Here is an 8,479-nt window from a genome sequence, read left to right as displayed (position 1 = left end):
GCGGGGCGGCAGGCCAGGCGGGGCGGGCGCTCAGTAGCGCGCCGAAAGGCTGACGAACACGCGGGGGTGCTTGTTGTCGCGGGTCTTCACGTCGCCGCTGGTGGGCTGCGCGATCTCGATCGTCGCGAAGAGGCCTTGGCCGAGGGCGGCGCGCAGGCCCCCGCCCACCGACGACAGCGTCCGGCGCTCGGGCGCGGGCTTGGGCGCGCGGGCACGCACGCGGCCGCCGTCGGCGAAGCCGTAGGCCTGCAACTGCTGCAGCCAGGCCGGAGCCGTCTCGGGCCGCGGCAGCACGTAGCGCAGCTCGACCGACGCGGCGATGCCGCTGTCGCCGGACACCTCGCCCTCGTCGTAGCCGCGGCCGAAGCTGGCGCCGCCGAGGCCCATCTCCTCGCTCGCCAGCAGGGGGTCGGCGCTGAGCTGGGCCGCGACGGTGGCCAGCAGGCTCCAGCGTTGGCCTAACTGCTGCAGCCGCGTGGCCTCTGCGGTCAACTTGAAGAAGTCGATGCGGCCGTCGGGCCGCGACGCCCGCGCGTTGCCGTTGTCGGTCGCGCCGAGGCCGTCGAGGCCGCGGTGCAGCGTGCCGCGCAGCGCGGTGATGCCGTCGTGGCTGTCGGTGCGGTCGTAGCTCAGGCCGAAGCGCGCGATGCGCAGGCGGTCGCGGGTGAAGGCGATGCCGGTGATGTCGGTCGCCACGTCACGCGCCTCGAACTGGCCGACGGCGCGCAGGTTCTGCTCGCGCGAGCGGATCAGCGGATAGGTCAGCGTGGCGCTGGCGGCGCCGACGCGGCTGCGCACGTCCAGCACGTCCAGCTCGCGCCCGGGATGGGAGCGGGCGGCCGAGGCGGCCAGGCCCAGCGTGGCGCCGTTGGCGCCCAGCAGCGTGTCGACGTTGGCGCCGACGTACTGGCTGCGGTTCAGCGGCACCGACACCCGGCCGCTCAGCGACAGGCGGGTGGCCTGGGTGCCCAGGGCGTTCCAGGCGACCGTGCCGGTGGCCTGCGCATCGCCCAGGTACGGCGAATTGCGGTTGTCGATGGACCACGAGGCGTCCACCTCGTCCCGCGTCACCTGCACCACCATCGCCGAAGCGCCCTGCGCGGTGGCCGAGGGCTCGAGCGTGGCGCGCACGGTGAGGCCGGGGATGTCGTTGGCGATCAGCAGGCGGCGTTCGATCTCCGCCACGCTCACCGGCCGCACGCCGCGCAGCGGCGCCAGCAGGCGCTCGACGGCGGCCTGCGCCGCGCCGATGTCGCCGCGCAGCTCGATGCGGTCGATGAAGCCCTCGACCACGACGACGCGGAAGCGCCCGTCCTCGATGGCCTGGGCGGGCACGATCACGCGAGAGGTGACGTAGCCGGCGTTGCGGTAGCGCAGCTCGATCGCGTTGGCGGCCTCGAAGGCCCGCGCCACGGTGATCTCGCGGCCGACCAGGTCCGCGTACAGCGGCTGCAGCGATTCGGTGCTGAAGGCCGTGTGGCCCTCGATCACCCACTCGCGCAGCGTGAACCGCAGCTGCTCGGCGCCGGCCGGCGCCTGCGCAGCGCTGGCCTGCGGCACGCTCACGGGCGGTGCCGACATGCCGGGCGTGGGCAGCAAGGGCCGGGCGGGCGCGCGGCCGGGTTCGGCGCCCGACGGCAGCTGGCTCGGCAGCGTCTGCGCCGCCAGCGGCGCCAGGCAGCACAGCCAGGCGGCCAGGGCGAGGGTGGAGGGGAGGTGGTGGCGGCGTGGCAATGAAGGCATCGGGGTACGGCAAGTGCGGGGCGGGCGAGGACAATTTCCGACAGCCCGCAAGGCCTATCGGCATTTCCAATCAGAAACCGAAGGGTGATGGCTGTCAGGCACTTGCAGTTGCCCGTAGTGGCACGGGAATGCCGGCTTTTTCGGTTCATGCCCCGCCGGGCTCGCCCACACCGCACTGGCCGGCGGGCGCCCGTCCGGCTAGAATGACGGGCTTTGCGCGTTCCCGGCAAGGGTCCGCGCCCTACACCGGCGTCACCACCCCCCACGACGCCCTACGGAACACGAGACCCGCTATGAAACTCGCTCAGGAAATCCGCGCTGGCAACGTCATCATGCAAGGCAAGGACCCGATGGTCGTGCTGCGCACCGAATACAGCCGCGGCGGCCGCGGCGCCGCCACCGTCCGCATCAAGATGAAGAACCTGCTCAACGGCGGCGGTGCGGAAGTCGTCTTCAAGGCGGACGACAAGATGGACCAGATCATCCTGGACAAGAAGGAGTGCACGTACACGTACTTCGCCGATCCGATGTATGTGTTCATGGACAGCGAATACAACCAGTTCGAGGTCGAGGCCGAGAACATGGGCGACGCGATCTCCTACCTGGAAGACAACATGCCCGTCGAAGTCGTCTTCTACGACGGCAAGGCCATCTCGGTCGAACTGCCCACCACCGTGGTCCGCGAGATCGAGACCGAGCCGGCCGTCAAGGGCGACACCTCGGGCAAGGTCATGAAGCCCGCCAAGCTGGTCGGCACCGGCTTCGAGATCTCGGTACCGCTGTTCGTCGAGAGCGGCGACAAGATCGAAATCGACACCCGCACGCACGAATACCGCAAGCGCGTCTGAGCCCCGCCGCGCTGCACAAGAGGCCCCGCAAGGGGCCTTTTTCACGTCTGGCGCGCCTTTCCGGGCCCGACCACCCAGACCAGGGCGGGCGGCCCTTCAGGGGGATGGCTATCGTTCGCGGCTTTGCACGACTTCTCCTGTGGACGACACCCCCTCTCCCCTGTTCCCCGCGTGGCAGGACAGCGACACCCGGCAATGGGGACATGCCGAGCTGAAGCTGGCGCACCGCTGGCACGAGCACCCCTTGTTCAGCCGGGAGGCCCTTGCGGGCCTGATCGAGCGCTATCCGGCCGAGCACTACGCGCTGGTGCGCACCAGCCTGCAGGGCGAGGCGGCCCGCCAGTGGCGCGAAGGCGACATCGGCGACTTCAATGGGCAGGAGGTGATCGAGGCGATCGCCCAGGGACGCATGTGGCTCAACCTGCGCAACGTCCACCTGGTCGACGCCCGCTATGCCCGCCTGCTGGACGCCGCGTATGCCGAGCTGGCCGAGCGCGTGCCGGGTTTCGAACCCAGTGCCTTGCGCATGGGGATCCTGATCTCGTCGCCCGGCATCCACGTGCACTACCACGCGGACCTGCCGGGCCAGGCCCTGTGGCAGGTGGCCGGCCGCAAGCGCGTCTACCTCTACCCCGCGAGGCCGCCCTTCCTGCCGCCGGCCGCGCTGGAAGACATCGCGCTGACCGGCGTCGAGGTCAAGATGCCCTACGACCCGGCCTTCGACCAGCAGGCCCGCGTCTTCGAGCTGGCACCGGGCGCCATGCTGCACTGGCCGCTGAACGCGCCGCATCGGGTCGAGAACCACGACTGCCTGAACGTCTCGGTGACCACCGAGCACTGGACGCCGGGCATCCGGCGTTCGCAGATGGTCACGATGGCCAACGGCATCCTGCGCCGCCACCTGAAGCTCCACCCGTCGGGCCGCGAGCTGCAGGGACCGGGCTTCTGGATGAAGGCCGCGCTGCAGGCCGCGTGGCGGCGCAGCCCTTGGTCGCGCCGCGTGCAGCGGCTGCAACGCCCGATCGACTTCCGGCTCGACCGCACGGCCGCCGGCCTGATGCGCGACATCCCGCCGTTCTATCGCTGAGCCGGCGCTGAGGGCCGGCCGCAGGGGCACTCAGTCCACGCCGAGGTACACCAGCTCCGAATAGAGGTGATCGATGCCGTGGCGGGTGTAAGGCCCCCGTGCAAAACGGCGACGGAACAGCCGTGTGCACGGAAACGGCAGCTCCTCGTCCTCGGCCGCCTCGAACTCCATGCAGGGCCAGCCGCGCTGGAGCAGGTACCTGCCGATGTTGCCGGCGTGCTCGACGACGGCGGCCACCGACGGGGTGTAGATCAGTTCGGCCACCGGCAGCAGCCGGACACGGCGGCGGGCACGGAAGACCAGCGGCACCACCGACCCGCCCACCTCGATGCCGCAGACCAGGCAGCCGAGGCGGCCATGGTCCTCCAGTGCGCGGCGCGTCCAGGGATCGCGCACGGCCTCCACCGTGGCGGCGCGGCCGAGCAGGCGCACCCCCGGGCGCGCGCGCATCGCGACCTTGGGCGTCCACACGACGACGGCCTGGTGGCTGACGGCGCGGAACGGCACGTGGCGGAACAGCCGGCGCACGGCCCTCACCGGCGTCAACAGGGTGAAGGCGGTGGCGCAGGCGTCGGGGCAGAGTTCGCGCGCCATCCACAGCGCATGCACCCGCGCCGATGGATCGATGAACCAGCTCGACAGATTGCGGTTGTGCTGCCCTTCGGCGCTCTTGCCGCTGAAACCCAGCACCAGTCCGCGCCTGCGGCCCTCATGCTCCAGGAACATGCCCAGCGGCTGGTCGGCCTGGTTGGGCGGCACGGCCTGCAGCCGGCGGCGGCCCGCCTCCCAGAAGCTCCTGGGCGTGCGGGGATAACCCAGCGCCAGCAGGTCCATCGCGGCCGGGAATTCGGCCATCGAGAAGGACGTCAACCGCAGGCCACTGCGACTCGGATTTTCTGCTTCCACCACCCGACAAATTCCGGAGGAACGATGGAAGGGCATTCTACAAAAGCCTGACAGAAAACCCGGCAGTTGCGTCGAGCCAGGGAGGTATCCGTGCGCATTCCCGCACGTGCGTGGGGAGCGGCGTCGACAAAACCCTTTACTGCCAGATGATCCTTGCGGAAAATAAGGGTGCGCATCCGAAATTATCACCCCGTGGCACAACCCGCATACCCCGCGCTCTTCCGCGCCGAATTTTCAGCCGATATTTGCAGCTTCCTGCGACGGTATGAGGCGATGCCGGGCGGGGCGCCTTCGGCCTTCCAGGCGGCAGGCTGGCTGCAGGCGTGGTATCGGCAGCTCGGCGCCCAGCCCGGCGTGCTACCGCTTTGGCTGTGCATCAGCGACGGCGCGGGGCGTGACGTGCTGCTCCTGCCGCTGATCAGCCGGCGCGCCGCCGGGCTGCGCAGGGTGGAAATGGCCGATCTCGGTATAACGGACTACAACGCCGCGCTATGCAACGCTTCGTTCAAGTTCGACCCCTCGCAACGACAGGCCTTGCGCCGGGTCGTTCGGCAGGCGCTGCGTGGCCATGACCTGCTCGCGCTGGGCAAGATGCTCCACACGCCGGGCAATGCTGCGTTGCACGCGCTCATGCCTGCACAACCCTGCGATTTCTTCGGCAACCATGTTCAGCTGGGGGACGATTGGGACGGCTGGCGTTATTCGTTGGAAAAAACCGTCCGCAAGGAACTCGAGCGCTCTTGGCGCGTTTTCCAGAAATACCCCGATGCGCGGTTCGTCCGGGCAACGAACCAGGGCGAAGCGAATTCCTTGTTCCAGGCCTTGGAAACTCTTCAGTCAGCAAGAATGCAGCATGCCGGCGCGGCCTACCAGCTCGACAAGCCAGCCTACCGCGCCTTCTACCAAGACCGGCTCCAGTCAGGACTCGAAACCGGCGAAGTGATTCTGACGGCCCTGGTTTCGGCGCAAGACGTCGTGGCCGTGCTCTACGGCATCCATCACCAGGGCCGCTATGTGATGTTGCGCATCTGCCATGCCGGCGATACCTGGAAACCCTGCTCGCCAGGCAAGCTGCTGATTGAACGGACCATGCATCACCTCCACCAGCAGGGCTGCAGGTACTTCGATTTCGCCATCGGCGACTATTTCCACAAGCGGGTCTTCCAGGTCCGCCCGACGCCGCTGTGGGACGGACGCCTCGCGTTGTCTTGGCGCGGGTGGGTGGCACTGCAGGGCTGGCGCGCGAAGCGGGCCTTGAAGCGCCAGCCGTGGTGCGTCCGGTGGCTCGAGAAGCGGCGGCGCTGAGGCCGCGCGCTCACACCGCCGGCGGCGCCGCCGCCCGCCGGCGCAGCTGCAGTTCCTTCAGCAGCCGCGGGGCGTAGAGCACCGCGATCGCCGCCACATAGGTCGACGCCCCCGCGGCCACCTCCATCACCAGCGCCCCGACGCCGCTGCGCGAGCCCAGCCACACCAGCACCGCGGCCATCGCCGCGGTCGCGGCCAGCACCCGCAGCACATCGCCCCAGGGCCAGGTGAAGCCGAGCTGCCCGCTCCAGTAGGTGCTGCAGGCCACCGCGGCCAGCGAACCGACGGCCACGCCCAGCACGGCGCCGCGCAGCCCGCCCAGGTGCAGCCCGATCAGCGTGGCGGTGGCCCCCACGGCGATCTCCACCAGGTCGACCCGCGCGGCCAGGTCGAAGCGCCGCTCCAGCACCAGCAGCTGGTCGGTCACATGCACGTGCAGGCAATGCAAGGTGCCCGACAGCACCGACAGCGCGACGATGTCCGCCGTGGCATCCCGGTAGGCCGTGGCGACGACCAGCTGCACCAGCATCGGCCCGACGATCCCGAAGCCCACCGTCAGCGGCAGGATGACGGCCAGCAGCATGCCGGCATTGATGCGCAGCTGCTGCAGGGCATCTTCGCGCCGCCCCTGGTTGAGCAGGCGCGACGCCAGGGGAAACGCCGCCGTGGTGACCAGCATCACCCCCACCGTCGCGCAGCGCCTGCCCAGGCCCCAGCCCACGGCGAGCAGGCCCAGCGCCGCCGCGCCCACCTGCCACTGGACCAGGTAGCGGATGTAGTTCTCCGCCACCCAGACCAGGCCGGCCAGCACCAGGAACCGGCTGCCGAAGCGCCACGCCTCGCGCACGACCTCGCGGTCGAGGCGCCCGCCCCGCAGGCGCGCCCCCATCAACGGCACCGCCAGGCACACCCCGATCAGCTGCGCGGCCGCATAGCCGAGCCAGAGCACGGTGGCCGTCGGCGGGAGCCACTGCAGCGCGAGCATGCCCAGCCCGAGGCCGAGCACCGGCCCGCTGGCCTGCAGCAGGTTGTAGGCGACGAACGAGGACTGCGCCCGGGCCCGCTCGGCGTAGTGGGCCGCCAGCATCCGGCTGCCGATGCAGGCGGTGACGGCGACCAGCGTGTGCCAGCGCGGATGGGCGCTGGGCAGCACCCACGCGGTGACCGCGGCCACCGCCACCACCGGCACCATGGCCAGCAGCAGCAGCACGCTTTCGGTACGCAGGAAGCGGTCGCGCGCGGCACCCTCGGAGGCGTCGGGCAGGAAGCGCAGCACGTACATCGAGAACCAGCCCATGCACAGCATGTAGGTCAGCTCCTGGGTCGCCGTGACGAGCGCGAAGAACCCCATTTCCTCCGGAGGCAGCCAGTGCGTCCACAGGATGATCGACGCCAGCTGGGCGACCGGCGCCAGCATCTGGGCCGGCAGGTAGTTGAGGGTATGGCGCAGCAGCATCGAAAAGGGTCTTTCCGGAAAGTCAGCGCGGGGCCGCCGTCAGCGACTCGAACAGGCTGGCATAGGCCGCGCACGAGCGGTCCTGGGTGTAGGAGGCGATCGACTGCCGGTCGACGGCTCGGGGCGGCCGCGCCAGCGCCATAGCGATGGCCGACGACAGCGCCGGGGCGTCGTCGACCGGCACCAGCGCGCCCAGGTCGCCGCCCCGCAGGATCTCGCGCGGGCCCACCGGGCAATCGGTGCTCACGACATGCGCCCCGGCGGCGAGCGCTTCCACCAGCACGTTGCCGAAGCCCTCGAACTGCGAGGCGAGCACGAAGACCCGGGCCCGGCTCATCCAGGCGAACGGATTGCGCACCTCGCCGGGAAAGTGCACCCGGTCCGCCAGGCCGAAGCCGCGGGCCAGCTGCTCCAGCGCCGCCTTCTCGGGGCCGTCGCCGGCCACCACCAGCCTGGCCGAGGCATCGTCCCGCGCGACCTGTGCAAAGGCCTGCAGCAGGCTGCCGAGGTTCTTCTCCCTGCTGAGCCTCGACACCGACAGCACGACCTTCAATCCCGGATCGGCCAGCCACGGATGCGGCGCCGGCGCCGTGCACAACGCGCCGAGGTCCGGCGGCAGCACGGGGTTGTAGATCAGCCGCGGCGGCATGTTGGCGGGCAGCCGCGCCCGCAGGTCCTCGCAGACGCCTGACGACACGCCCACCACCGCGTCGGCCCGCGGATAACACCACCGGACCATCCAGGGCACGAGGCGGTACCGCCAGCCGCCCATGCGGCGCACCTGCTGCGCCAGCGGTGCGTGGTCCGACAGCACCAGCCTGCACCCGCTGCCGGACAAGGCCCGCGCAGCGACCGCGGCCGCGTTGCCGTGCGGAAACGCGGTGAGCAGCAGCTCGACCTTCTCGCGCCGGATGAAGCGGGCCAGCTTCCAGATCGCATCGAGCGTGCGCCGCGCCTGCAGCGTGCGGATGCCCACGGCGGCCGGCAGCGGCGCGGGGCGCCGGGCCTCGCCGTGCACGATGAAGGTGACGTCCCAGCCCGTCCGGGCCAGCCCTTCCGCCAGCCGCATCAGCGACAACTCGCCGCCGCCGGTGCCCAGATGCGGCACATAGATGTGCAATCGCCGCGCCATGC

7 protein-coding genes are annotated in these 8,479 nt (G+C 70.5%); 3 read left to right on the top strand and 4 right to left on the bottom strand.

Annotated elements, in window-relative coordinates:
• Nucleotides 1-30 precede the first annotated feature (30 nt).
• A complete protein-coding gene (locus tag V4F39_RS07570) occupies nucleotides 31-1,743 on the bottom strand; it encodes a ShlB/FhaC/HecB family hemolysin secretion/activation protein (protein WP_332288705.1) in 1,713 nt (570 codons plus the stop codon).
• 293 nt (nucleotides 1,744-2,036) lie between these two features.
• Between V4F39_RS07570 and efp the strand changes: the two genes are divergently transcribed.
• A complete protein-coding gene (gene efp, locus V4F39_RS07565; RefSeq protein ID WP_332288704.1) occupies nucleotides 2,037-2,591 on the top strand; it encodes an elongation factor P in 555 nt (184 codons plus the stop codon).
• A gap of 139 nt (nucleotides 2,592-2,730) precedes the next feature.
• Entirely contained in the window at nucleotides 2,731-3,678 is a 948-nt protein-coding gene (locus tag V4F39_RS07560; RefSeq protein WP_332288703.1) for a hypothetical protein, read from the top strand.
• Nucleotides 3,679-3,708: 30 nt separating this feature from the next.
• Here V4F39_RS07560 and V4F39_RS07555 read toward each other — a convergent pair whose 3' ends face one another.
• Nucleotides 3,709-4,533 (bottom strand): hypothetical protein, encoded by an 825-nt coding sequence (locus V4F39_RS07555; protein ID WP_332288702.1) that lies wholly within the window; start codon nucleotides 4,531-4,533, stop codon nucleotides 3,709-3,711.
• A 243-nt stretch (nucleotides 4,534-4,776) separates the two neighbouring features.
• Here V4F39_RS07555 and V4F39_RS07550 point away from each other — a divergent pair, with 243 nt between their 5' ends.
• Complete coding sequence (locus V4F39_RS07550) at nucleotides 4,777-5,889, top strand: GNAT family N-acetyltransferase (protein WP_332288701.1); 1,113 nt, start codon at nucleotides 4,777-4,779, stop codon at nucleotides 5,887-5,889.
• A gap of 10 nt (nucleotides 5,890-5,899) precedes the next feature.
• On the opposite strand, the gene V4F39_RS07545 is transcribed toward V4F39_RS07550, so the two are convergent.
• Nucleotides 5,900-7,345, bottom strand: a complete 1,446-nt coding sequence (locus V4F39_RS07545; protein ID WP_332288700.1) for a lipopolysaccharide biosynthesis protein — start codon at nucleotides 7,343-7,345, stop codon at nucleotides 5,900-5,902.
• A 22-nt stretch (nucleotides 7,346-7,367) separates the two neighbouring features.
• A complete protein-coding gene (locus tag V4F39_RS07540; protein WP_332288699.1) occupies nucleotides 7,368-8,477 on the bottom strand; it encodes a glycosyltransferase in 1,110 nt (369 codons plus the stop codon).
• Between the last annotated feature and the right edge of the window lie 2 nt (nucleotides 8,478-8,479).

It is taken from the genome of Aquincola agrisoli (assembly GCF_036621135.1).
Taxonomy (GTDB): Bacteria; Pseudomonadota; Gammaproteobacteria; order Burkholderiales; family Burkholderiaceae_C; genus Aquincola; species Aquincola agrisoli.
Note: the sequence above shows the minus strand (reverse complement) of the source record. Positions and strands in the feature narration are given on the sequence as shown.